Origin of the sequence: Nonomuraea sp. NPDC049158, assembly GCF_040648335.1 — a bacterium.
Lineage (GTDB): Bacteria > Actinomycetota > Actinomycetes > Streptosporangiales > Streptosporangiaceae > Nonomuraea.
Genome location: NZ_JBEZDM010000007.1, coordinates 52,467 through 75,031, shown reverse-complemented (window position 1 = coordinate 75,031; position 22,565 = coordinate 52,467). Strand labels below are relative to the sequence as shown.

At 71.2% G+C, this 22,565-nt stretch carries 20 protein-coding genes; 11 read left to right on the top strand and 9 right to left on the bottom strand.

Features of this window, described 5'->3' with window-relative positions; translation table 11 throughout:
• The first annotated feature begins 77 nt into the window (after positions 1–77).
• Positions 78–1,829 carry a family 43 glycosylhydrolase gene (locus AB0B61_RS17585; protein ID WP_358432556.1) on the top strand — a complete coding sequence of 584 codons (1,752 nt, stop codon included), beginning with the start codon at positions 78–80 and terminating at the stop codon, positions 1,827–1,829.
• 167 nt (positions 1,830–1,996) lie between these two features.
• Here AB0B61_RS17585 and AB0B61_RS17580 read toward each other — a convergent pair whose 3' ends face one another.
• Positions 1,997–2,185: a hypothetical protein gene (locus AB0B61_RS17580; RefSeq protein WP_358432554.1), complete on the bottom strand. Its 189-nt coding sequence runs from the start codon at positions 2,183–2,185 to the stop codon at positions 1,997–1,999.
• A 42-nt stretch (positions 2,186–2,227) separates the two neighbouring features.
• On the opposite strand from AB0B61_RS17580, the gene AB0B61_RS17575 reads away from it, so the two are divergent.
• The gene (locus AB0B61_RS17575; RefSeq protein WP_358432552.1) at positions 2,228–2,491 is read left to right on the top strand and encodes a hypothetical protein; all 264 of its coding nucleotides are present in this window, start codon (positions 2,228–2,230) and stop codon (positions 2,489–2,491) included.
• A 33-nt stretch (positions 2,492–2,524) separates the two neighbouring features.
• On the opposite strand, the gene AB0B61_RS17570 is transcribed toward AB0B61_RS17575, so the two are convergent.
• Complete coding sequence (locus AB0B61_RS17570; RefSeq protein ID WP_358432550.1) at positions 2,525–3,196, bottom strand: class I SAM-dependent methyltransferase; 672 nt, start codon at positions 3,194–3,196, stop codon at positions 2,525–2,527.
• 68 nt (positions 3,197–3,264) lie between these two features.
• On the opposite strand from AB0B61_RS17570, the gene AB0B61_RS17565 reads away from it, so the two are divergent.
• Positions 3,265–4,242: an aldo/keto reductase gene (locus AB0B61_RS17565; protein ID WP_358432548.1), complete on the top strand. Its 978-nt coding sequence runs from the start codon at positions 3,265–3,267 to the stop codon at positions 4,240–4,242.
• Positions 4,243–4,384: 142 nt separating this feature from the next.
• Here the strand turns inward: AB0B61_RS17565 and AB0B61_RS17560 are convergent, their stop codons facing one another.
• The 3 genes from AB0B61_RS17560 to AB0B61_RS17550 all read right to left on the bottom strand — a co-directional run bounded on the left by AB0B61_RS17560 (position 4,385) and on the right by AB0B61_RS17550 (position 7,462).
• Positions 4,385–5,533 (bottom strand): FAD-binding oxidoreductase, encoded by a 1,149-nt coding sequence (locus AB0B61_RS17560; RefSeq protein ID WP_358432546.1) that lies wholly within the window; start codon positions 5,531–5,533, stop codon positions 4,385–4,387.
• 138 nt (positions 5,534–5,671) lie between these two features.
• Positions 5,672–6,799: a S1 family peptidase gene (locus AB0B61_RS17555; protein WP_358432544.1), complete on the bottom strand. Its 1,128-nt coding sequence runs from the start codon at positions 6,797–6,799 to the stop codon at positions 5,672–5,674.
• 102 nt (positions 6,800–6,901) lie between these two features.
• Entirely contained in the window at positions 6,902–7,462 is a 561-nt protein-coding gene (locus AB0B61_RS17550) for a WHG domain-containing protein (RefSeq protein ID WP_358432542.1), read from the bottom strand.
• Between the two features lie 55 nt (positions 7,463–7,517).
• On the opposite strand from AB0B61_RS17550, the gene AB0B61_RS17545 reads away from it, so the two are divergent.
• The 6 genes from AB0B61_RS17545 to AB0B61_RS17520 all read left to right on the top strand — a co-directional run bounded on the left by AB0B61_RS17545 (position 7,518) and on the right by AB0B61_RS17520 (position 16,508).
• Positions 7,518–10,631: a cytochrome P450 gene (locus tag AB0B61_RS17545; protein WP_358432540.1), complete on the top strand. Its 3,114-nt coding sequence runs from the start codon at positions 7,518–7,520 to the stop codon at positions 10,629–10,631.
• A 179-nt stretch (positions 10,632–10,810) separates the two neighbouring features.
• Positions 10,811–11,425 carry an amino acid-binding protein gene (locus AB0B61_RS17540; protein WP_357952597.1) on the top strand — a complete coding sequence of 205 codons (615 nt, stop codon included), beginning with the start codon at positions 10,811–10,813 and terminating at the stop codon, positions 11,423–11,425.
• A gap of 31 nt (positions 11,426–11,456) precedes the next feature.
• Positions 11,457–12,887, top strand: coding sequence for a hypothetical protein (locus tag AB0B61_RS17535; RefSeq protein ID WP_358432538.1), 1,431 nt, complete (start codon positions 11,457–11,459; stop codon positions 12,885–12,887).
• Between the two features lie 75 nt (positions 12,888–12,962).
• Complete coding sequence (locus AB0B61_RS17530) at positions 12,963–14,126, top strand: acyl-CoA dehydrogenase family protein (RefSeq protein ID WP_358432536.1); 1,164 nt, start codon at positions 12,963–12,965, stop codon at positions 14,124–14,126.
• A 51-nt stretch (positions 14,127–14,177) separates the two neighbouring features.
• Complete coding sequence (locus AB0B61_RS17525; RefSeq protein ID WP_358432534.1) at positions 14,178–15,284, top strand: cation diffusion facilitator family transporter; 1,107 nt, start codon at positions 14,178–14,180, stop codon at positions 15,282–15,284.
• 42 nt (positions 15,285–15,326) lie between these two features.
• Positions 15,327–16,508 carry an acyltransferase gene (locus AB0B61_RS17520; protein ID WP_358432533.1) on the top strand — a complete coding sequence of 394 codons (1,182 nt, stop codon included), beginning with the start codon at positions 15,327–15,329 and terminating at the stop codon, positions 16,506–16,508.
• Between the two features lie 165 nt (positions 16,509–16,673).
• On the opposite strand, the gene AB0B61_RS17515 is transcribed toward AB0B61_RS17520, so the two are convergent.
• Positions 16,674–17,138, bottom strand: a complete 465-nt coding sequence (locus AB0B61_RS17515; RefSeq protein WP_358432531.1) for a hypothetical protein — start codon at positions 17,136–17,138, stop codon at positions 16,674–16,676.
• An 89-nt stretch (positions 17,139–17,227) separates the two neighbouring features.
• Here AB0B61_RS17515 and AB0B61_RS17510 point away from each other — a divergent pair, with 89 nt between their 5' ends.
• Positions 17,228–18,403, top strand: a complete 1,176-nt coding sequence (locus AB0B61_RS17510; protein ID WP_358432529.1) for a hypothetical protein — start codon at positions 17,228–17,230, stop codon at positions 18,401–18,403.
• Between the two features lie 58 nt (positions 18,404–18,461).
• Here the strand turns inward: AB0B61_RS17510 and AB0B61_RS17505 are convergent, their stop codons facing one another.
• Both AB0B61_RS17505 and AB0B61_RS17500 read right to left on the bottom strand, forming a co-directional pair.
• Positions 18,462–19,862 (bottom strand): MmgE/PrpD family protein, encoded by a 1,401-nt coding sequence (locus AB0B61_RS17505; RefSeq protein ID WP_358432527.1) that lies wholly within the window; start codon positions 19,860–19,862, stop codon positions 18,462–18,464.
• Between the two features lie 13 nt (positions 19,863–19,875).
• The gene (locus tag AB0B61_RS17500; protein ID WP_358432525.1) at positions 19,876–20,673 is read right to left on the bottom strand and encodes a cyclase family protein; all 798 of its coding nucleotides are present in this window, start codon (positions 20,671–20,673) and stop codon (positions 19,876–19,878) included.
• A gap of 77 nt (positions 20,674–20,750) precedes the next feature.
• On the opposite strand from AB0B61_RS17500, the gene AB0B61_RS17495 reads away from it, so the two are divergent.
• A complete protein-coding gene (locus tag AB0B61_RS17495; RefSeq protein WP_358432523.1) occupies positions 20,751–21,509 on the top strand; it encodes an IclR family transcriptional regulator in 759 nt (252 codons plus the stop codon).
• Positions 21,510–21,862: 353 nt separating this feature from the next.
• On the opposite strand, the gene AB0B61_RS17490 is transcribed toward AB0B61_RS17495, so the two are convergent.
• Positions 21,863–22,489: an NTF2-like N-terminal transpeptidase domain-containing protein gene (locus AB0B61_RS17490; RefSeq protein WP_358432521.1), complete on the bottom strand. Its 627-nt coding sequence runs from the start codon at positions 22,487–22,489 to the stop codon at positions 21,863–21,865.
• Positions 22,490–22,565 lie beyond the last annotated feature (76 nt).

Here is a 22,565-nt window from a genome sequence, read left to right as displayed (position 1 = left end):
TGGACCGGAGCGGCGACCGAGGGCGTGCCAGAATAACGGGGAAACGTTTTCCCAGATAGCCGCGGGAGCTTGGACAGATGGCACACGAACCGGCCGGGCGGCTCACGTACCGCAACCCCGTGCTCAACGCCGACTGGCCCGATCCGGACGTCATCCGCGTCGGTGAGACCTACTACCTGGTCGCGTCGAGCTTCAACCGGGCGCCCGGGCTGCCCGTCCTGCGCTCGCCGGACCTGCTGCGCTGGGAGCTGATCGGCCACGCGCTGCCCGCCGTGCCACCGGCGGAGCACTTCACGGTGCCCCGGCACGGCGGCGGGGCGTGGGCGCCCTCCATCAGGCATCACGACGGCCTGTTCTGGATCTTCTACCCCGACCCCGACCACGGGGTTCATGTGCTGACGGCGGCGGATCCGGCCGGGCCGTGGTCGGAGCCTCACCTCCTGCTCCCGGGGCCCGGGGTGATCGACCCCTGCCCGCTTTGGGACGACGACGGGCGCGCCTGGCTGGTGTTCGGGTGGGCGAAGAGCCGCAGTGGCATCAGCAACCGGCTGTCGCTGGTGGAGATGACGCCCGACGCTCGCGAGATCATCGGCACGCCCGTCACCGTCATCGACGGGGACGCCCTGCCCGGCTACTCGACGCTGGAGGGGCCCAAGGTCTACAAGCGCGATGGCTGGTACTGGATCTTCGCCCCGGCCGGGGGCGTCGCGACCGGCTGGCAGTCGGTGTTCCGGTCACGGTCGCTGTCGGGTCCGTACGAGGACCGCATCGTCCTGGAACAGGGTGACACGCCGGTCAACGGACCGCACCAAGGGGCCTGGGTCACCACGCCAGAGGGCGAAGACTGGTTCCTGCACTTCCAGGACCGAGGCGTGTTCGGACGGGTAGTCCACCTGCAGCCGATGCGCTGGGGGGACGACGGGTGGCCGGTGATGGGGGTGGACGGATATCCCGTCCTGGAACACCCGGCCCCGGCGCGCGCTTCGGAGGCGGGCCTTCACTCGACTTCGGCGCTGGGTTCGCACCCGGCCTCGGCCCGTGTTTCGACGCTGGACCCTCGCTCAGCCTCGGCCCGCGCTTCGGCGCTGGACCCTCACCCGGCCGGTGCCGGGCAGGCGGAGCCGGGGCGGGACGACGACTTCCGGGCGGGGGAGCTTCGGCCGCAGTGGCACTGGCAGGCGAATCCGGCTCCCGGTCTGCTGCGTCTGGACGGGGACGGTCACGCGAGACTGCGCGCGGTGCCCAACGACCAGGGCAACCTGCGGAACCTGCCACAGGTGCTCGGCCAGCAGGTGCCCGGGGTGGCCGCGCAGTTCACCACCACGCTCCGGCTGGCGGCGGACGGGTCGGGGACCAGGGCCGGAGCGGTCGTGCTCGGCGCTAGTTACGCGTACGTGGGATTGGCGCGCGACCGTGACGGGGTCAGCGTCGAGGTCCGGACGTATGAGGACGGTGATGAGGGCGAGGTGACACGGTTCAGCGCACGACTGCCGGACGAGACCGCGACCGTCGGACTGCGGATCGACTCCGACGACGCGGGGGTCTGCGCGCTGCGGTTCCGCCACCGCGCCGGCGACGGCACTGATGCGGGGCCGGGTGCGGGTGCTGGTGACGGCGCTGGCAACGGCGGCGCCGATGACGGTGGCGCTGGCAACGGCGGCGCTGATGACGGCGGCGCTGATGACGGCTGGGTCACCGGCTTCGAGGGGTTCCAGGCGGAGCAGGGCCGCTGGATCTCGGCGGAGCTCGGCCTGTTCGCCGCCGCCCCGCCCGGATCGTCCGGCGAGGGCACGGCCGTCTTCGGCCCGGTGACCATCCACCCCCGCTAGCGGAGGAGGCCCAAGTGCCGCGCGACGCGCTCACCCAACGGCACCCCGACCTGCGCGTGCGCCTAAATGGTTCCTGGTTCCCCACTGCCAGCGGTGTCTTCCGGGCTCAGCGCAGCGCGCATACGACCGCGAGCGCTAGGACGCGTCCGCCCGGTCGGCACGGCGGGTCAGGCGATCGCCTCAAGTCCCGCGACGACACCTCCGCTCAGCAAGCCGACCACCAGGATCAACGGGCTGCCCTTGAGCGCCGCCACGGCGTGGAAGCGCAGGTCCCGGTACTCCCGCATGCCCTCGGTGCCCGGTAGCACCATCAGGCGGGGGCGCAGTCCGGCGAAGACGATCCAGTCGAGCACCACCAGCAGAACGCTTACCGTGCCTGGACGATCACCGTGCTTCAGGTGGCCGGGTTCGCCGAGATCTGGGACACCTGGCACGACCGCCCACCCGCTGGGCTGCTCCCCGCCGCCGTACCGGTGGCGCCGCCCGCTGAGGGTCGGCCGCACCTGGGGCGGATCAGCGAGGAGGCCGTCGGGGAGCCGCCGGACGTGCTGTTCGAGTCGGTGGTGGTCATGCTGGTCGCCGGAATTGAGGGCGCCCTTCTTCGTCCGGCCTCGCAAGACGCCGACGCTCCGGCTTCGGGGGGAGCCGAAGCTCCGTCCTGACCGTCGGCCGATCCGTTCAGCCGGCCGATCTGTTCAGCTGTACGTTGTGGCGCCGCCCGTGTGGCAGCTGATCTCCAAGCCGTCCTCCACCGGGAAAGCGACGCTGACGTATCCGTTGGCCGGATCGCGCACATAGCCCAGATAGTCGGCCATGGAGGGGAAGGTGACGTCGTCGGCCACCACCAGCGCGCCCGGCGCCAATCGGTGCTCCAGCAGCCGGAGCACCGGCAGGCACAGCTCCTTCCACCCGTCCAGGAGCACCAGGCCGATCGGTCCTGGCACGTCGGCGAGGGTGTCCAGGGCGTTGCCGGGCAGGATCGTCACCACTTCGCCGAGACCGGCCTCGGCCAGGTTCGCACGGGCGGTGGCGACCTTGGTCGCGCTCATCTCGGTGCCGTACACCCGGCCCGTGCCGTTGTCGGCGACCGCGGCGGCCAGGTACACCGTGGAGATCCCGAACGAGGTGCCGAACTCCACGACGGTCTCCGGGCGAGCGGCCCGGACCAGCGCGTAGAGGAGGTCGCCGCCCCGAGCGGAGATCGGCAGGTACAGGGCCGCCAGGGCGTCGGCGCGCTCCTGCGCTGTGGCGGCCTCCAGGGAGCCGCCGGGGAGCGGCCCGCGCGGCGCGTCGTCGTCGAGCGCGGCGGCGGCGAACAGCCGGTCGAGCACGGTACGGACCAGCGAAGAGTGCAGTGTGTTTGCCATGCGAGCTAGATTAGACGCACCGTTGCGTCTTGTCTATTGGGGAGGTGTGTGCCCTTACGATCGGGATTGTGGAGAAGCGTGAGCTGGGCAGGACGGGCAGGCAGGTCGGCGTGGTCGGCCTCGGGGCGTGGCAGCTGGGCGCCGACTGGGGCGCGGTCGGAGAGGATGACGCGCTGGCCACGCTGCACGGCGCCGTCGACGCCGGAGTGACGTTCATCGACACCGCCGACGTGTACGGCGACGGGCGCAGCGAGCGGATCGTCGGGCAGTTGATCAAGGAGCGCCCCGGCCTGACGGTGGCCACCAAGATGGGGCGCCGGGTGCCGCAGGAGGTGTCGGCCTACACCCTGGACAACTTCCGGGCCTGGAACGACCGATCCCGGAAGAACCTCGGCGTGGACACTCTCGACCTGGTGCAGCTCCACTGCCCGCCGACTCCGGTCTATGCGGACGAGGCGGTCTATGACGCGCTCGACACCATGGTCGAGGAGGGCAGGATCGCCGCCTACGGCGTGAGCGTCGAGACCTGCGCGGAGGCGCTGACCGCGATCGCGCGGCCGAACGTCGCCACCGTGCAGATCATCCTCAACGCCTTCCGGCTGAAGCCGCTGGAGGCGGTGCTGCCGGCGGCGGCCGAGGCCGGGGTCGGGATCATCGCCCGGGTCCCGCTGGCCAGCGGCCTGCTGTCAGGCCGGTACGACGAGCACACCCGCTTCTCCGACGACGACCACCGCGCCTTCAACCGGCACGGGGAGGCGTTCGACGTCGGTGAGACGTTCTCGGGCGTCGACTACGACACCGGGCTGCGGGCCGTGGCGAGGCTGAAGCCGCTGGTGCCGGAGGGGATGACGACCGCCCAGTTCGCGCTGCGGTGGATCATCGACCAGCCCGGCGTCAGCGTGGTCATCCCCGGGGCCCGCGACGCACGGCAGGCCGGCGCCAACGCCGCCGCGGCCGGGCTCCCCGGGCTCACGGAGGAGACCCGGGCGGCGGTCACCGCCGTCTACGACGAGCTGATCCGCCCCCAGGTCCACGATCGCTGGTAAGCAAGCCGCCGCTGGAAAGCAAGCCACCGCCGGTAAGCAAGCCGCCGCTGGAAAGCAAACCACCGCCGGTAAGCAAGCCACCACCGGCAAGCAAGCCGGACCCGAGAAGTGCGGGCCGGGGGAGGGCCGGTGCCTGTCCGGTTTACTGCTGGCCGGGCCGGCGCGCCGGGGTCGGGGCGGGGCCAGCAGTGCCGTCCGTGAAGCGGCCCGGCCGGAATGCCGCCAGCAGTGCAGACTCCTCCCCGAACAGCTCGCCCGCCACCTCATCCATCAGCAGCGGCGCCAGCGTGATCCCGCTGTGCGTGGCCACCGTGTACACCCGCCGCCCCGCGTCCGCGAACCCCGCCACGGTCAGCCCGTCGCCGGGCATCGCCCGGCAGCCCACGACCGCGCGCTCCACCGTCGCGCCCTCGGTGCCCCGCAGCACGTTCGGCAGCAGCCCCATGATCTCATCCAGGACCGCGCCCGGTACGTCGGCCGCCGGGTCGTCCGCCAGGTCGTCCAGGTGCAGGGAATGCAGCAGCAGCCGCCCGCCGCCGTCGGGCCGCAGGTTGAGCCCGGTGGTGGTGAGGAACCGGGACAGCCGGGCGGGCACCGGCGAGGTGGTGACCAGAAATCCGTTGGTGACCCGGCCGGACACCGCCGGATCCAGCATCGGGACGGTCAACCCGGCCAGCGCCGCGACCCCTTGCGTCCAGCGCCCGGCGCAGGTGACGACCACGTCGCAGACGAACGTACGCCCGTCGGCCAGCGTAACCTTCGCGCCCGCCGGCGTCGTGTCGATGGCGGTGACCTCGGCCCCGCACTCGACCGTGGCGCCCCGGTCCCGCGCCTCGCCGAGCAGCCGCCCGAGCAGCCGCAGCGCGTGGACGTGGCCCTCGCCGGGGAAGAACACGTACTCGGTGCCGGCGGGCGGCGGCACCAGGTCGGGCTCCAGGGTCAGGGCCATGCGGGCGGTCACCCGTTCCACCGGATAGCCCATGCCGAGCAGCCGCTCCACCCGGGCCGCCAGCAACTCCTTGTGCTCGGCGCTCACCGCGTACTCGAGCATGCCCGTGGGGAAGAACCAGTCGCCCGCGAGCTGGCGGTGCGCCCACACGGCGGCGTGGTTCAGGTCGAAGTACGCCTTGGGTGTCTTGTTGTTGGCGTTGACCCACGCCATGGTGGTGGACGTCGTACCGGATCCCGGCGTACGTGCCTCCAGGACAGTGACCTGCGCCCCGCGCCGGGTGAGCCCGGCCGCGACGGCGGATCCGACCACCCCCGCACCGATGACGACGACTCGCACCATGACTCCTCTCGGTGGGGGGACGGCTCAGCACCAGCGCAGTGTGATCCCCTGCGGCCGGAATGTCACGTACCGGCCGTGACCGGGCACACGTGAAGCGTGCCCGGCGCCGAGGGCACCGGGCACGTGAGGGTGTGGGAATCAGCCGGTACGGAGCGTCAGCCCGTACACGCTGAGGATCTCGTTGACCGGCTGGAAGTAGGTCGTCCCGCCGCTGCTGCAGTTACCGGAGCCGCCGGAGGTGACGCCCTGGGCCTGGCTGCCGGAGATGAACGAGCCGCCGGAGTCGCCGGGCTCGGCGCACACGTTGGTGCGGGTGAGGCCGGTGACGGTGCCCTCCGCGTACCTCACGGTGGCGTTGAGCTGCTGGACGGTCCCGCAGTGCCAGCCGGTGGTCGAACCGGAGCGGCAGATGGAGGAGCCGACGCCGGCCGCGGTGGAGCCGCGGACGGTGACGTTCGCGCCGCCCGCGCCGCGTACGTACGGCGTAGCGGTGTTACCGGGAGCCGCGACCCAGGAGTAGTCGTTGCCCGGGAACGAGGCGCCCTGGAAGGTGCCCGTCGGGTTGGTGGTGTTGTTGGCTACCCGGCAGTGCCCGGCGGAGACGAAGCCGGGGGTGCTGCCCTTGGTGACGGCGAAGCCGATGCTGCACCGGGCGCCGCCGATGTAGTAGGGAGCGCCGCCGATGATGTTGATCAGGGTCCGCGGCTGCTCGCCGGAGACGGTCACGCGGATCGCGTTCCGGTCGACACCGGCGGCCGTGGCGAGGGCGTCACCGGCCGCCTGCTGTCCGGCGACGATGACCACGCTGTTGGTGGTCACGTCGATGTACCACAGGGACGCGCCGGCCTTGGCCTGGTCCGACGCCCGGTCGATCTGGTCCTTGACCGCGGTGAGCTGGGCCAGCGTCCGCGAGACGAGCACGGGTTGCGCGCCCTTCGCCTCGATGGCGCCGGTGGTGGCCGGGTCCGTCGTCGCGACCATGAGCTTGGCGGCGTCGGCGGTCAGCCAGGATCCGCCGTAGGAGGCGCCGAGCGAGGACGTCAGTGCGGCCTCCGTGGCCGCCGCGCGCTGCTCGTTGGCCAGCCGGGTGATGACCTGCTGCTCGGACAGGCCGAGGTCGCGCTCGAGGGAGTCGATCACAGACGGCGGGGTCGACTCCGAGGGGACGGGAGTCGGGGCGGCCGCCACGGCGGGGGTGAGGGGGGTGGTGGCCAGGCAGGCTGCCACGATGGTGGCGCCTAAGAGAGGCCAGCGCTTACTCCGCATGTGCACTCCTTTGTGGGGGTGCCTGTCAAGCTAGCGGTTGGTAGGGATTGGCATAGATGGCAAACGACCCCTATCACGGTGATATGGCCCCCCGACGGTGGGTCAGCCGCCCAGACCGCGGACGATGAGGTCGACCGCCGCCTCGAAGGTGCGGTCGGCCTCATCGGCGTCCTGGCCCTGGCCGATGTGCCCGGTCGTCTCGGCGAACACCAGGCCCGCCACGAACCCGTACAGCACGTCCGCCGTCCGCCGCTGTTCCTCCCGCGGCACGCCCGCCGCCTCCAGGATCGGGAACAGCACGCCCCACAGGCCGCTCCTCCGGTCGGCGGTGATCTCCGGGTGGGCGTACACGTAGCGCCACATCTCCGGGTGGTCGGTGGTGAGCCGGCGATAGGCGCGCGCGAGGATGCGCAGCCGCTCCTGCCAGGGCAGCGACTCGTCCGGCGGGAGATCGAGGCGCTGGACGTTGGTGTCGCAGATCTGCGTGAGCAGCGCCATCTTGTTGTCCACGTGGTGATAGAGCGACATCGGATTGACGTCGAGCTCGGCGGCGAGCTTGCGCATCGACAGCCCTTCCACGCCCACCTCGTCCACCATGCGCAACGCCGTGGTGTGGATCTCCTCGAGGGTCAGCGGGGTTCCCCTGCGCGCGCTCACTGCCATACACCGTATGGTAGCGTGTGCCATACGGTGTATGGCTACCAGAGCAGGAGTACTCATGAGAGAGATCCCCGCCCCCAAGGGGCTGCCGATCGTGGGAAACGCGTTCCAGGTGCCCGCGCACTCGCCCATGACCTACTTCGAGGAGGTCGCGCGGGCGCATCCGGATGGCATCTACCAGCTCGACCTGCTCGGCCGGCGCCTCGTGGTGATCCACGATCCGGACCTGGTGGCCGAGGCGTGCGACGAGACGCGGTTCCGCAAGGAGATCAACCCGCCCTTGTCGATCGTCCGCGACTTCGCCGGCGACGGGCTGTTCACGGCCAGGCCGGACGAGCCCGTCTGGGGTCACGCGCACCGGATCCTCATGCCGGCCTTCAGCCAGCGGTCGATGAAGGCGTACTACCCGCAGATGCTGGAAGTCGCCGACCGGCTCGTGGAGTCCTGGGCGGGGCGTCCGGGTCAGGATCTGCCGGTGGCCGACGACATGACCAGGCTCACCCTCGACACGATCTCGCTGACCGGGTTCGGCTACCGGTTCGACTCCTTCGACTCGCCGCAGCTGCACCCGTTCCTGACGGCGATGGGCGGCGCGCTGACCGAGGCGATGCTGCGCAACCAGCAGTTCCCGTTCGTCACCAAGCTCAAGCGCAAGCAGGAGGTCGCCTACCGAGCCGACATCGAGCTGATGCGCGAGCTGGTCGACGACGTGATCAGGCGGCGCCGCGCGGAGGACGGCGCCGCCGCCAAGGACCTGCTCGGCCTGATGCTGGAGGCGTCCGACCCCAAGACCGGCGCCCGGCTCTCCGACGCCAACATCCGCGACCAGGTCCTCACCTTCCTCATCGCCGGACACGAGACCACCAGCGGCCTGCTCTCCTTCGCGCTGTACAACCTGCTGCGCGACCCCCACACCCTGGCCAGGGCCTACGACGAGGTCGACCGGCTGCTGCCCGGCGACGAGCCGCCGGCCTACGAGACGGTCATGAAGCTGGACGTGATCTCCCGGATCCTGGAGGAGACGCTGCGGGTCTGGTCCCCGATCCCGGCCTTCACCGTGAACGCCATCGCGGACACCACGCTCGGCGGTGAGTACGAGGTGGCGGCGGGGGCGCCGGTCATCGTCCTGCTGCCCTCGCTGCACCGCAACCCGAAGGCGTGGGACCGGCCCGACGAGTTCGACATCGACCGCTGGCTGCCCGAGAACAAGCGCGACCATCACCCCGCCGCCTACAAGCCGTTCGGCAACGGCGAGCGGGCCTGCATCGGCCGCCAGTTCGCCCTCACCGAGGCCAGGCTGGCGCTGGCGATGATCCTGCGGCGCTTCGCCGTCTCCGACCCCGCCGTCTACAAGATGAAGATCAAGCAGACGCTCACCCTGAAGCCCGACGGGTTCACCGTCCGGGTGCGCGAGCGCCGTCCCCACGAGCGCGCCACTGTGCTCGGCCGGCCGATCGAGGTGGAGGAGCAGCAGGACATCGCCGTCACCGGCGTCGCGCTCACCGTCGCCTACGGCTCCAACCTGGGCACCTGCGCCGACATCGCCGAGCGGCTGGCCGAGCGCGCCGGGCGGGCCGGCTTCGCCACCACGCTGACCACGCTCGACGAGCTGGTCCCGCCGAGCGAGGGGCTGCTCTTGGTGGTCGCCTCCTCCTACAACGGCAAGGCGCCCGACAACGCCCAGCGCTTCGACGCGCTGGAGGAGCTGCCCGACCTGTCGGGAGTACGGCTGGCGCTGCTGGGCTGCGGCAACACCCAGTGGCCCACCTACCAGGACTTCCCCCGCCGCGCCTTCGCCAAGCTGACGGCGGCCGGTGCCGTACCCCTGATCGAGCGGGGCGAGGCCGACGCCGACGGCGACTTCGACGGCGACGTGTCGGCGTGGACCGCCAAGCTGTGGGCGGCGACGGCGGAGGAGTACAGCGCGTCGGCCGCAGACGCGGGCCCCCGCTACCAGATGGAGGTGCTCAGCGAGGCGGAGGTGCGGCCCGCGGTGGTGTCCGCGCGGGCGTTCCCGCTGACCGTGGTCTCCAACGAGGAGCTGACCGGCGACCCGGCCGGGCTGTGGGACTTCTCGCTGGAGGCGCCGCGGCCCGGCGTGCGTTCGATCGTGGCGCGGCTGCCCGAGGGCGTGACCTACTCGGCGGGCGACCACGTGGCCGCCTTCGCCAAGAACGACCCGGAGCTGGTGGAGTGGGCGCTGCGCTGCCTGCGCGTCCCGCGCGAGCAGGTCGTACGCCTGCGTACCGGCGGGGCCACGCACCTGCCCGTGGACACGCCGGTGACGGCCGGGCTGCTGCTGACCGAGTTCGCCGAGCTGCAGGAGGTGGCCACCAGGTCGGACCTGGCGGCCCTGGCCGCGCACACCTCGTGCCCGTGGACGCGCAGCCAGCTCGACGCGCTGACCGCCGACTACGCCGATGAGATCCTGGCCAAGCGGGTATCCCCGCTGGCGCTGCTCGACCGCTTCCCGGCGATCGAGCTGCCGCTGCCGGTCTTCCTGGAGATGGCCGGGCCGATCCGGCCGCGCTACTACTCCGTCTCCTCCTCGCCACTGGCCGACCCCGGTCTGGTCAGGATCACGGTCGGGCTGGTGGAGGGTCCTGCCTGGTCGGGCAGCGGCGAATACCGCGGGATGTGCTCGGCCTACCTGGCCGGGCTGGCTCCTGGGGAGAGCTTCTACGGCTACATCCGGGTGCCCGCGCCGCCGTTCCGGCTGCCCGAGGACCCCGCCACGCCGGTGATCCTCGTCGGTCCCGGCACCGGATTCGCGCCGCTGCGGGGGTTCCTGGAGGAGCGGGCGCTGACCGGGGCCACCGGGCGCGCCGAGGTGTTCGCCGGGTGCCGCCATCCTTCGCACGACTGGCTCTACCGGGACGAGGTGGAGGGCTGGGCGTCGGCTGACGGGGTGCACGTGAGCGTGGCCTACTCGGCGGTGGCCGGGCATCCGTACCGGTTCGTCCAGGACGCGATCGCCGCGCGGGGCGAGGCGGTGTGGGAGCTGCTGGAGTCGGGGGCGCATGTGTACGTCTGCGGTGACGGGCTGCGCATGGCGCCCGCCGTACGGCGGGCCCTGCTGGCCGTCCACCGGGACAAGACCGGGACGGACGGAGAGGCGTGGCTGGCCGCGCTCGAAGAGCAGGGTCGTTACCAGCAGGACGTCTTCGCCTGATCTCCGCCTTCTTGGGCGCCACCTGCGGAAAGCCGCAGGTGGCGCTGGGTGAACCTTTATCCCGAAACCCGGATTAGCGGTTCATCCTTGGATATAAGTGCAGCATGCGTGACATATCCGTGGAACATGCTGGAAACCTTCCACGGGCACTGTGAGAGCCTCTGGAAAGGGGGCGGGTCATGCTGCTCAGACTGAGGGTGTCGTTGCCGGACCGGCCCGGGGGGCTGGGCCAGGTCGCGCGGTCACTCGGTGCGTTGGGTGCCGACATTTTGCAGGTCACCGTGCTGGAACGGGAGACGGGCCGGGCGGTGGACGACTTCACGGTGTCCTGGCCGGGGAAGGTGACGCCGGACGAGGTGCGCGACCGGCTCTCGGCCGTCCCGGGCGTACGCGTCGAGGGGGTCTGGCCGACCAAGGACCTGCCGGGCTCGGCGCCCGACTACGACCTGCTCATGCACGTCGCGTCGGAGCCGTCGCGGGGGATCGCGACGCTGGTGGACGCGCTGCCGGGGCTGTGCGGCGCCGAGTGGTCGATCGCGCTGGCGGGTGACGTCGTACGCCACGCCAGTCTGGGCGCGCCGGAGGTGTTCGAACTGCTGGAGCCACCGCTCAGGGCCGCCACGCGGGCGGCCGACGATCTACGGCTGATGCTGCTGCCGGTCGCCACCCACGGGCTGCACGTGGTCGTCGCCCGCGCGGCGGGACCGCACTTCCACCGCGCCGAACTCGAACGCGCCGCGCGCATCGTGGCCGTGGTCTCCAAACTGTCCTCGGTGCTGCCCGCCCCCAACTGACTTTCCTTCGCGGTGCCCTATTGTCGGTGCCGTGTCTCGACGATCATGGATTCTGTGGAGTGCGGCGTTAGTACTGACGCTGATTCCCGACGTCTTCTTCTGGATCCGCTCGCTTCTGGTCGGAGATGACGGCGGCCGGAGCTACGCGTGGATGGGGGTGGGCTCGTGCCTGGGTAACCAGATCAACGACCTGATCGGGTATCCGGAACGCCTGCTCAGGGTTCTCCCCCTTTTCTGGTTCGGCGGCGCGCCGATGATCGCCGTGGCCTTCGCCTGCTGGTACCTGAGTGTTCGGACCGGGCGTGACCGGCTCGGCCGGATCATCGCCCGCTCAGGCGCCTTGACCCTGCTCTTCTTCCGCGTCCCGGAGCTGCTGCTGTTCACGCTCGACGGGGCGCTGGGCCCGCAATGCCTGGACGCGTGGGGTCCGTCCGAGATGCTGAGCTGGAACGCGGGCATGGACCTCTACTTCCTGGCGCCGCCGATCCTGGTTCTGCTCGCGGTGCGCCCGGCCCGCCGCGGCTTCGTCCGCAGAGGCCGCTTCTCCCGTACGGCGGTCGCGATCCTGACGCTGATGACGACCCTCCTGGTCGTGGACCAGGCGGCCCCTCCCGGCAAAGTGAGCAGTGAAGGCGAGCTCGACTGCGCTGGTTTCGGGGGCGGCACCGTCCACGACCTGACCAAGGCGGAAAAGGACTTCCTGTGCGAGGTCCGCGGCTACGGCTTCTTCATGAACGATGGCATCGAGGGCTGGGCCGAAGCTCCCGATCGGGTGGTGCTGGCTCAGGGCCGCGACCTGTGCCGTCTGGTCGAACAGTACGGCGGTGAGATCAACGCCCCTGCCGTGCGCGAGGCGCCCCACGTGGCGCTGGTCGGCGCGCTGGGGTCGTTGTGCCCTGCGGTCGCCCGGGCCCAGGAGCTGGCCGGCCGGCGGCAACAGGAGGAAGAGGACGCGTACGTCGCCAAGGAGGAGAAGGCCTGCGCCGCGCACCCCGCGCACCGCCCGAAGATCAAACCGGTCCGGCAGCACCGCGCCACCACGTGGACCGAGTTCTGGACCATCAACGGCTGGGAGGACGGATATGAAGACGCCTCTCCTGACCTGGTCAAGGAGCTGATCGGCAGCGAACGGGGCGCGCTGGCCATCTGGGCGGCCGACGAGGTCGGGTACGCCTGCGTGACGACCGAGTCCTATACCCGGCGGCCGCCGCTGGAGACCAAGGGGTGGAAGGAGGTGGTCGAGGTCGCCTACGAGAGCCCGACCGGCTCGCTGACCCTCGGCGACGGCATGGGGGGCACGTCGCCCAAGCTGACGACCAGCGGCCCCGGGTCCTACCGGGTCCGGGTCCACCTGCGCGGCCGTGAACGCGTCTACCAGGTCCCCTACCCTCCGGACGGCGCCGTGGAGTTGCTGATCATGGTGTTCCCCGGCAAGCGGAAGGAGCCGACCGTCTACCGGTGACGGTCTGCCCGAGGGGATGATCCTCCGACGCGCGTATCGTTGGCCCCGGCCGTGGTAACGCTTGAGGAGGAACCGGTGGATTTCGAGCTGAGCGACGAGCAGAAGGCCTTCCGCGAGACCCTGCGGGCCTTCGTCGACAAAGAGATCATGCCCGTCGCCATCGAGTGGGAGCACTCCGGGCGATACCCCACGGAGATCGTCGACAAGATGAAGGCGATGGGGCTCTTCGGCCTCAGCGTGCCCGAGGAGTACGGCGGCCTCGGGGCGGACATGGTGTCGTTCGCCCTGGTCTTCGAGGAGATCGCCCGGGGCTGGATGGGGGTCGCGGGCACCATCGGGTCTCACTCGCTGGCCTGCTGGATGATCGCTCGGCACGGCACGGAGGAGCAGAAGTCGCGCCATCTCGGGGACCTGGCCACCGGCGCTCGCCGTACCGGGATCGCGCTCACCGAGCCCGGGGCCGGGACGGATCTGCAGGGCATTCAGACCAGGGCGGTACGTGAGGGCGACCACTATGTCGTGACCGGCACCAAGACGTGGATCACCAACGCCCGCCACGCCGATCCGTTGCCCGTACTGGTGAAGACGTCCGTCACCGAACCCGCGCACAAGGGGATGTCGGTGCTGCTCGTCGATCCGGCGGCCGAAGGGTTCGGGGTCAGCCGGGACCTGCCCAAACTCGGCTACAAGGGGACCGAGACGTGCGAGGTCGTGCTCGACGGTGTACGCGTGCCCGTGGACGCGCTGCTCGGCGGGGTCGAGGGGCGCGGCATGCAGCAGGTGCTCGGCGGGCTGGAGATCGGGCGGATCAACATCGCCGCCCGCGCGGTCGGCGTCGCCCAGGCCGCCTACGACGCCGCGCTCGGCTACGCCCGCGAGCGCAACGCCTTCGGCCAGCCCATCGCCGACTTCCAGGCCGTACAGCTCAAGCTGGCCGACATGGCGACCGAGATCCAGGCGGCCCGGCTGCTGACGTACTGGGCGGCGTCCCAGGCCGACAGCGGGAAGCGGGTCGACATGGAGGCGGGGATGGCCAAATACTTCGCCTCAGAGGTGGCGTTGAAGGCGTCGCTGGAGTCGATGCGCATTCATGGCGGATATGGCTATTCGCAGGAGTTCGTGGTCGAGCGGCTCTACCGGGACGCGCCGCTGATGGCCATCGGCGAGGGGACCAACGACGTCCAGCGGCTGGTCATCGCCCGCTCGCTCGTTTCCGGAAAGAACCACGTCGGCTGGTGATGGCTTGACGGGCGCGGTAGAGCACGCGACTTGTTGGGCACATGAGGTGCTATGACCGGTCAGCACGATTCAGGCTCTTCAGCTTCTTCAGGCGAACCTGCGCACGGACACGGACACGGACACGGACACGGTCATGGACACGGTCATGGGCATGAGGGCGAGCGCGGGCGCGGTGGGATCAGAGGGCTGCTGGCCAAAGCCGGGCATGCTCTCGCGCCGCACAGCCACGACAGCGCCGACAAGACCGACGCCGCCCTGGAAGGCAGCAGTCGCGGGCTGCGCGTGCTGGCCGTCTCGTTCGGTGTGCTGCTGGTCACCGCCGCCGTCCAGGCCGTGATCGTCGTCATGTCCGGCTCCGTCGCGCTGCTCGGCGACACGCTGCACAACGTCGCCGACGCGCTCACCGCCGTGCCGCTCGCGATCGCCTTCTCACTCGGCCGCCGGGCCGCCACCCGCCGCTTCACCTACGGGTACGGCAGGGCCGAGGACCTGGCCGGCATCGCCATCGTGCTGATCATCGCCGCCTCCGCCGTCCTGGCCGGGTACGAGGCGATCACGCGGCTGTTCCACCCCCAGGACATGCGGGCCGTCGGGTGGGTGGCCGGGGCGGCCGTGGTCGGGTTCCTCGGCAACGAGTGGGTGGCCCGCTATCGGATCGGGGTCGGCAGGGAGATCGGCTCCGCCGCGCTGGTCGCCGACGGGCTGCACGCCAGGACCGACGGCTTCACCTCGCTCGCCGTGCTCATCGGCGCGGGCGGCGCGGCGCTGGGCTTCCCCCTGGCGGACCCGATCGTCGGCCTGCTCATCACCGTCGCCATCTGCTTCGTGCTGCGCGACGCCGCCCGTGAGATCTACCACCGCCTCATGGACGCCGTAGACCCGGCCATCGTCGACGAGGCCGAGGCCATCCTGGGCGACGTCGAGGGAGTCGAACGCGTCGGCTCCGTACGGCTGCGCTGGATCGGCCACGCGCTGCACGCCGAGGTGGAGATCCTGGTGGGCCACGAACTCTCGCTCGTGGACGCGCACGCCGTGGCGGTGGCCGCCGAACACCGCCTCATCCACGACCTGCCCAGACTGCGCGCGGCCACCGTACACACCGACCCGCACGGCCCCGCCGGCGCCGACCATCACGCCCCGCTGACCAGCCATCGCTGACGACGGGGCATTACCGGTTCGGGTCAGGGTAGGTTTGGGTGGGTGTCGATCGCCCCCGCCACGACCACACCCACCACGGCCCCCGCCCCCGCGCGCCTCGCCTGGCTCGACGCCCTGCGCGGCATCGGGGCGCTCGCCGTGGTCGCCGAGCACCTGCTGCCCTGGTTCCTGCCGGCGCTCCGGCCCTTTTGGTTCAGTCTCGGTGTCTACGGCATCCTGGTGTTCTTCCTGGTCAGTGGCTACATCATCCCGACGTCGCTGGAGCGGCACGGCGATGTGCGGACGTTCTGGGTCAGCCGCGCCTTCCGCCTCTACCCGCTCTACCTCGCCGTGGCCGCCCTGGTGCTGGCGGCGGCCTGGTGGGTGCCGGTACGCGCGGAGGTGCCCCGCGACGGCACGGCTGTGGCGGCGCACGCGACGATGCTGCTCGACGTGGTGGGCGTCGGGGGTGTGGCCGACACCATGTGGACGCTCTCGTACGAGATGGTGTTCTACCTGCTCGTCACCGCGCTGTTCGTGACCCGGCTGCATGAGCGGAGCGGGCTGTTCGCGGTGCTGTTCGCGGCCGGTTCGGTGGTCGTCGGGCTGCTGGTCGGCGGGGCGCTGCTGAAGGGCGGTTGGGTCGCGTACGCCTCCGGGGCCGCCTTCTTCGCCGGGCTGGCGTGCGTGATCTCGGGCAGATTCCGTACGGCGGCGGCGTGCGCCCTGGGCCTGATGGCGGTGGCGCTGCTGGTCCTCGGCAGCCGGGTGCCGTGGATGGGCGTGGCCGTGCTGGGCGTCATGTTCGCCGGGACCGCGATCCACCGCTGGGAACGCGGCACGGGCGGGCTGTGGCCGGTGGCGGTGACCGCCGGACTGGTCGCGCTGGCCCCGATCTGGGCGATCGAGGCGGGATGGTGGTGGGTCGAGCCGGACGTGTGGATCACCACGATCGCGCTGGCGGCGGCCACCTTCGCGGGCGGGATGGCGCTGCGGGGGCGGCGGGTGCCGCGGGTGCTGACCTGGCTCGGGCTGATCAGCTACTCGCTGTATCTGGTGCATCATCCGCTGCTGAAGTTCTTCGTGGAGGTGAGCGGGGATCTGCGGCGGTCGCCGCTGCCGCTGCAGATCGGGATGGCTGCCTTGGCCATGGTGCTGGTCCTGCTGGCCAGCGCCCTGGCTTACCGCTTCGTCGAGAAGCCGATGCAGTCGTTAGGCCGTCGGGTGTCCCGTCGCGCCGCCTAGGGCGGTTCGTCACGCGACCGCCTCGATCCGTGTGACGGTCCGTCGTGGCTGGGGTCCTTTTGGCGGATACCCCCTTCGGGGGAGCGGAAGGAGACGGTCCGTGTGGCTGGGGTTTCGTGGAGAGGCAACCTCGTCGGGGGCGGACGGACGACGACCGGCTGGCGCTCAGGGAGTCGTGACGCACCGCCGTGGCTGGTCCAGGGCTGTGACGATCTCCGGGTGGTGGGCCAGTGCCTGCCGTACGACGGGATCCTCGGTTGTCAGGAACGCCAGGTGCCGGATGGCGTGGGCCACCACATTGGCCACCTCGACGCGGCCGGGCGTGGGCGTCGCGGGTGCGTCACCGGCGACGATCTCCAGAACGGGCAGGTCGATCGCGGGCAGCCAGGGCTCCGGGTCCGGGCAGACGGCGTACGTGAGCACGATCTCGCCCTCGGGACGGCAGCGCCAGCTCGTGGAGTGCACGACTGTGGACGGCGCGTCGGCCGGGATCCCGCTGACCCGGCGCGCGGCCTGGTCGGGGGTCTCTCCGGGGGTGGGCACGGCGGTGGCGTGCCGGTACGCCCACTTACTGTCACCGCTCGCCCGTAGCATGAGCGTCTCGACCGAGACGACGTGTCTTCCCGTCACCCCCGACAATCTACTGCCAGCAGTATGCAGAAGCGTTCTATTCGCAGAAGGCCGTAGGTGGGGAGGCGCGAAGAGAGAGGCGGACAGCCATGCCCGGGTTGCTGGTGCTCATGGGGTCGGGCGAGACGAGCCCGACCATGGTGGAGGTCCACCGCTCCGCCGCGCGGCGGCTGCGGCCGGGCGCGCGGGCCGTGCTGCTCGACACCCCCTACGCCTTCCAGGAGAACGCGGCCGACATCTCCGCCCGTGCCCGTCGCTACTTCGCCCGGAGTGTCGGTCTTGAGGTCGAGGTGGCGACGGGAGCGGCCGGGGCCGACTGGGTGTTCTCCGGTCCCGGCAGCCCGACCTACGCCCTCGATCAGTGGACGGCCGCGCCCACGGCGGGCGACCTGCGGGCCCGTGTCCGCGCCCGTCAGGGCGTGACCGTGCTGGCCTCGGCCGCCGCCTGCACGGCCGGGCTCGCGACGGTGCCGGTCTATGAGATCTACAAGGTGGGCGCCGAGCCGCACTGGCGCGAGGGCCTCGACCTGCTGGCGGCGCTCGACCTGCGGGCGGTCCTGATCCCGCACTTCGACAACGCCGAAGGCGGCACCCACGACACCCGCTACTGCTACCTGGGCGAGCGGCGGCTGTCCCGGATGGAGCGGGAGCTGCCACCGGGCACGGCCGTTCTCGGCATCGACGAGCACACCGCGGTCGTCATCGACCTCGACGCCGAGACCGTCGAGGTGGCGGGCCGCGGTGGGCTGACCGTACGACGGCCCGGCTCGCAGGAGGTCCTGCCCGCGGGCACCCACACCGGTCTGGGGGAGGTCCGCCGCCTGGCCGAAGGCGGTCGCGTAACCGCCGCGCCCTCGCCCCGCGCCGCCGCCGTCCACGCCCCGGCCCAGGTGACGCTGGAGGAGACCATCCACTCCTGCGAGCGGCGCTTCCAGCTCGCGGCGGCGGCGCCCGACCTGGTCGCCGCGGCCCGCGCCGTCCTCGACCTGGAGGCCGAGCTGGTCAAGTGGGCGGCCGACACCGAGGAGGACGCGGGCGGCGTCGACGAGGCCCGGGAGCTCATGCGGTTGCTGATCGCCCGGCTCGCCGAGGTGGCCACCACCGCCGACCTGCGCGCCCTCGTCGAGGCCCTGCTGGCCTTCCGCAACGACCTGCGCAGGCAAGGCCGCTACGAGACCGCCGACGCGCTGCGGGCGGCGATGCTCAGCGGCGGCGTACTCGTCGAGGACACACCTGACGGACCGCGGTGGACCACCTCTCGGTAACCGGCCTACTGTCGGCGCAGCAGAGATGCCACCATATGCCGATCCCCACCCAGGTGGCTCAGGCGATCGTCAGCCGGAGGAGCGGTGCCACGGTTGGGGCCTCGGGCAGGCCGCGGCCCGCTGTGACGAGGGTCGCTACGCGGTCGGGGTCGAGCGCCCGCCCGGCGTTCGTGCGGAACTTCACCGCGAGCTCCTCCGCCGTCAGCGGATGTTCCGGGCCGCCGCGTGAGGAGTCCACCCGGTGCTCCAGCACCGAGCCGTCGTGGCGCCGTACCCGCAGCACGGCCGCGAACGCGTGCGGGAAGATCTCCGTCGCCCGCTCGTCCGCCACGCAGCGCACCCGCTCGGCCAGCGCCAGACGTTCGGGATCGAGGGCGGCGAAGTCGTCCAGTGACAACCCCAGCCCGCCGCCGCCGTGCAGCGCCGCCGCGACCGTGTACGGTCCCGAGAACTTGGCGTGGTACGGCGAGCTCGGCCTGACCTTGTCGGCCAGGGGCTCGGCGATGGTCCGCAGCACCGGAGCCGCGACCCCCAGCTCCACCTCCTCGATGTCGTCGGGGGACAGGCCGCCGGCACGCAGGGCGAGGGCGCAGTCGATGGCCGGATGGGTGAAGTGGTTCGTCGGATACGGCTTGTAGACCGTACGCAGGAGTTCCCACCGCTCGCCCAGGTCCGACAGCAGCGCCTCGGCGTCGAACCGGCCGTCCAGCCACGCCTGGAAGAAGCCGAACCGGCCCTCCAGCACCGTGGGCGGCCCCGTCAACCCCTCCAGCGCGAGCACGGCCGCCGTGACGCCCGAATGGGCCGCCCAGCCGCAGTGCACCCGCTTGATCGTGCCGCCCGTGCGGTTGGCCTCGAGGACGCCGGCGCCCATGCTGGCCGCCACCCCGACGGCGTGCGCGATGCCGGCGGCGTCCAGGTCGTACAGCAGCCCGGCCGCGACCGCCGCGCCGAGCGTGCCGCAGATCGACGTGGCGTGCTGGCCCTTCTCGAAGAACAGCGAGTTGTCGGCCTCCGGCAGGTAGGAGGCCATGCCGAGCCGGTTGCACACCTCGACGCCGGCCGCGACGGCCGCGATCAGCCGCTCGCCGGACGCGCCCGTGGCCTCCGCGGCGGCCAGCGCGGCGGGCACCACGGGAGCGCTCGGATGCAGTACGGACGGCAGATGCGTGTCGTCGTAGTCGAGCGCGTGCGCCAGCGTGCCGTTGACCAGCGCCGCCGACGGCGCGGGCAGCCGGTCGCCGCTCCCGATCGCGGTCGCCTCCCCGGTCCCCTGCCAGCGTCGTACGGCCCGCAGCACGGCCGGGGCCGCGTCACCCGCCGGCTCCGCGTAGGCGGCCAGGCAGTTGCCGAGCACGTCGAGCACCCGGCCCGTCACGTCGTCGCGCACCTCGGCCGGGACGCCGCGATCACGGCAATCCACGGCGAATCCCGCGAGCCGCTGAACATGAGTGGTCATTTCCGCTCCCCGATCAGGCGATGACGGCGAGCGGGCGGACCGGGGCCCCCGTGGCGCCGACGATCGGCAGCGGGTTCAGCACCAGCAGGAACTCGCGGACTCCCGAGTCGAGCAGCTCGGTCAGCCGCATCGTCTCCACGATGTTGATGCCCGACTCCACCAGCATGATCCGGTGCACGGGGAGCGTGGCATGGCCACGGCCCGCCGCGATGTGCTCGAAGGCGATGGTCTCGCCGCCCACCACGCGCGGCCGCCGCGCGGCCAGCCAGCGGCCGGCATCGGCGCCCGGACCCGGAACGCCGTTCCGCTGACCGACGAAGTCGTCCCCCGACTCCCATAGCCGCGACCAGCCGGTCCCGACCAGTACGGCGTCGCCCGCGCGGATCTCCAGGTCCCCGGCGGCCCGCCCCAGATCGTCGGCGGTGACCTCGTAGCCGGCGGGCAGCGTGGCTACCCCGTGCACGGCGGCCACGTCGAGCAGCACGCACCGGCCCACGTACGGCTCGAACCCGTCGATGCCCATGGCGCTGAACCCCTCATGCGACATCACCTCGCCAGCGGGCCGCCCGCCGTACAGGAGACCCTCCTGGGAGACGTGCGCCAGCGCGTCGACGTGCGTGCCGACGTGGCCGCCCGTGACGATGATCTCGTTGGCGGCCGAGCCGCCGTCGGACCTGACCATGTCGCCGTGGCGGCGTTCCAGCGCCATCCGGAACGGCGGGTGGTTGGGGGACTGCGGCATGCCCTTGCGCATCGGCTGCGCCAGGTCGAGCACGCGCGAGCCCTCCAGGGCCTTCCACAACGACGACATATCCGGTGGCTCCTTGTGTTCCAATAGTAGGAATGCTGTTCCCGACAGTACACATGATTCACCGGGGAAGGCCCACCATGCCCAGCCAGACCGCCGCCACCGTCGAACGGGCCGCCGACATCCTCGTCCGGTTCGCCGAGGCGGGCACGGACACCCTCGGCGTCACCGAGCTGGCCGAGAGCCTGGGCATGTCGAAGGCGGCGGTGCACCGGGTGCTGGCCTCGTTCAGGAGCCGGGGGCTGGTCGTGCTCGACGAGGAGAGCAGGCGCTACTCGCTGGGGCTGACGGCGATGCGGCTCGGCCTGGCCTACCTCGACCGCATCGACGTACGGCGGCTGGCCGCGCCCGAACTGCCAGCCCTGTCGAGGCTGACCGGCGAGACCGCCACCTTGTCGATCAGGACCGGCGACACCCGCGTCTACATCGACCAGGCGACACCCGAGCGGGAAGTGATCATGTCGGTCTCGCTGGGCGTGCCGTATCCGCTGCACGCGGGCGGGTCGTCCAAGGCATTCCTGGCGTTCCTCTCAGAAGCGGATATCGACCGCTATCTCGACCGCTCCCTGGAGAGCCTGACACCCGCCACCGTCACGGACCCCGACCGCCTGCGCACCGACCTGACGCTCATCCGCCGTCGCGGCTACGCGATGTCGATCGCCGAACGGCAGAGCGGCGCGGCCTCCGTGGCGGCCCCCATCCTCGACCACCACGGCCGGCCGGTGGCGGTCATCAGCGTGTGCGGCCCGGCCGAACGCTTCATGGCCGAAGCCGACGCCTGCGCCGCCGCCCTCCTGCAGACCACCGACCGCCTCTCCGCCCACCTGGGCCACCACTGACCGTCTTCACGGCCAGCCCAAAAAGGGCCTTCGCTTCGCTCCGGGCGTTTTTCTCCCCGCCCGTTACCCGATTCGGTGGTTGGCCGTCTGATGCCCGCCCGCCCACAATGGCCCTCCGCTACGCTCCGGACGTCCTCCCAGGCGGGCTGACGCCCGCCCCCTGAAGGGCCTCGCTGCGCTCGGGCTGACTTCCCAAACACGCTTCGCCGGGTCGGCTGATTGGAGTGGGCTTGCCCGTACCGGCAACACCATCGAGACCAGCACCGACTCCTACCGCCTGTCCCAGACCCAAGCGCGCCACCGACCCCCACCGCGCAAGCAGCGGAGCCGAATCGCCTGATTGCAGTGGTCTTCTAGCCGGTGACCCGTGGTCGGGCCGAGTCGGCCAGGGTTGCGACCAGTGTGAGGCCTTCGTCGGCGAAGAGGGATCCTGCCTGCTCTCCCTCGGCTCGCGTTTCCAGCAGGACGAGGTGGGAGGAACCATCGGGTTGGGGGACGACGCGGACCTGCCGTATCTCGCTGGAGCCGACCTCCTGCAGATCGGGGTGGATCACCGTCGGGGTCCAGTGGACTTTCCACGCGCGGTCGAAATCGATGACCTCGAGGTGCCCGTCGTAGGAGTAGGGGACCGGCCCGTCGAGAGTGACGGAGAACATGGCGTAATAGGTGGCGGCCTGTCCGAAATTCCGGTTGGACTCGGGAAGGACTCGGGTCTCCCGGATGGTGATCTTCTTGGCCTGGGAGCCCCTGGTGAAGGCGTCATAGATGCCGTCGAAGTCGCGAGGCGGTTCCAGTACCTGGGCTTTCATGGCGTGCAGGTCGCCGCGTTGCCAGGCCGTCAGGAACGCGGTCACCGTCTGCTGGGGCGAGCCTTCGGTGCGCACCGACAGGTAGACGGCGGCGCCCAGACCGAGGACGGTAGCCAGGACGACGGCGATGGTGATCCTCGGCCGTCGCCAGCATGGAGAAAATACGGACATTGTTGGGCGATTTTACTGGCTGGATGCGGCTGTGGCCGCCCGAGTTGCGGCATGTGCACAAGATCCGCACTGATCG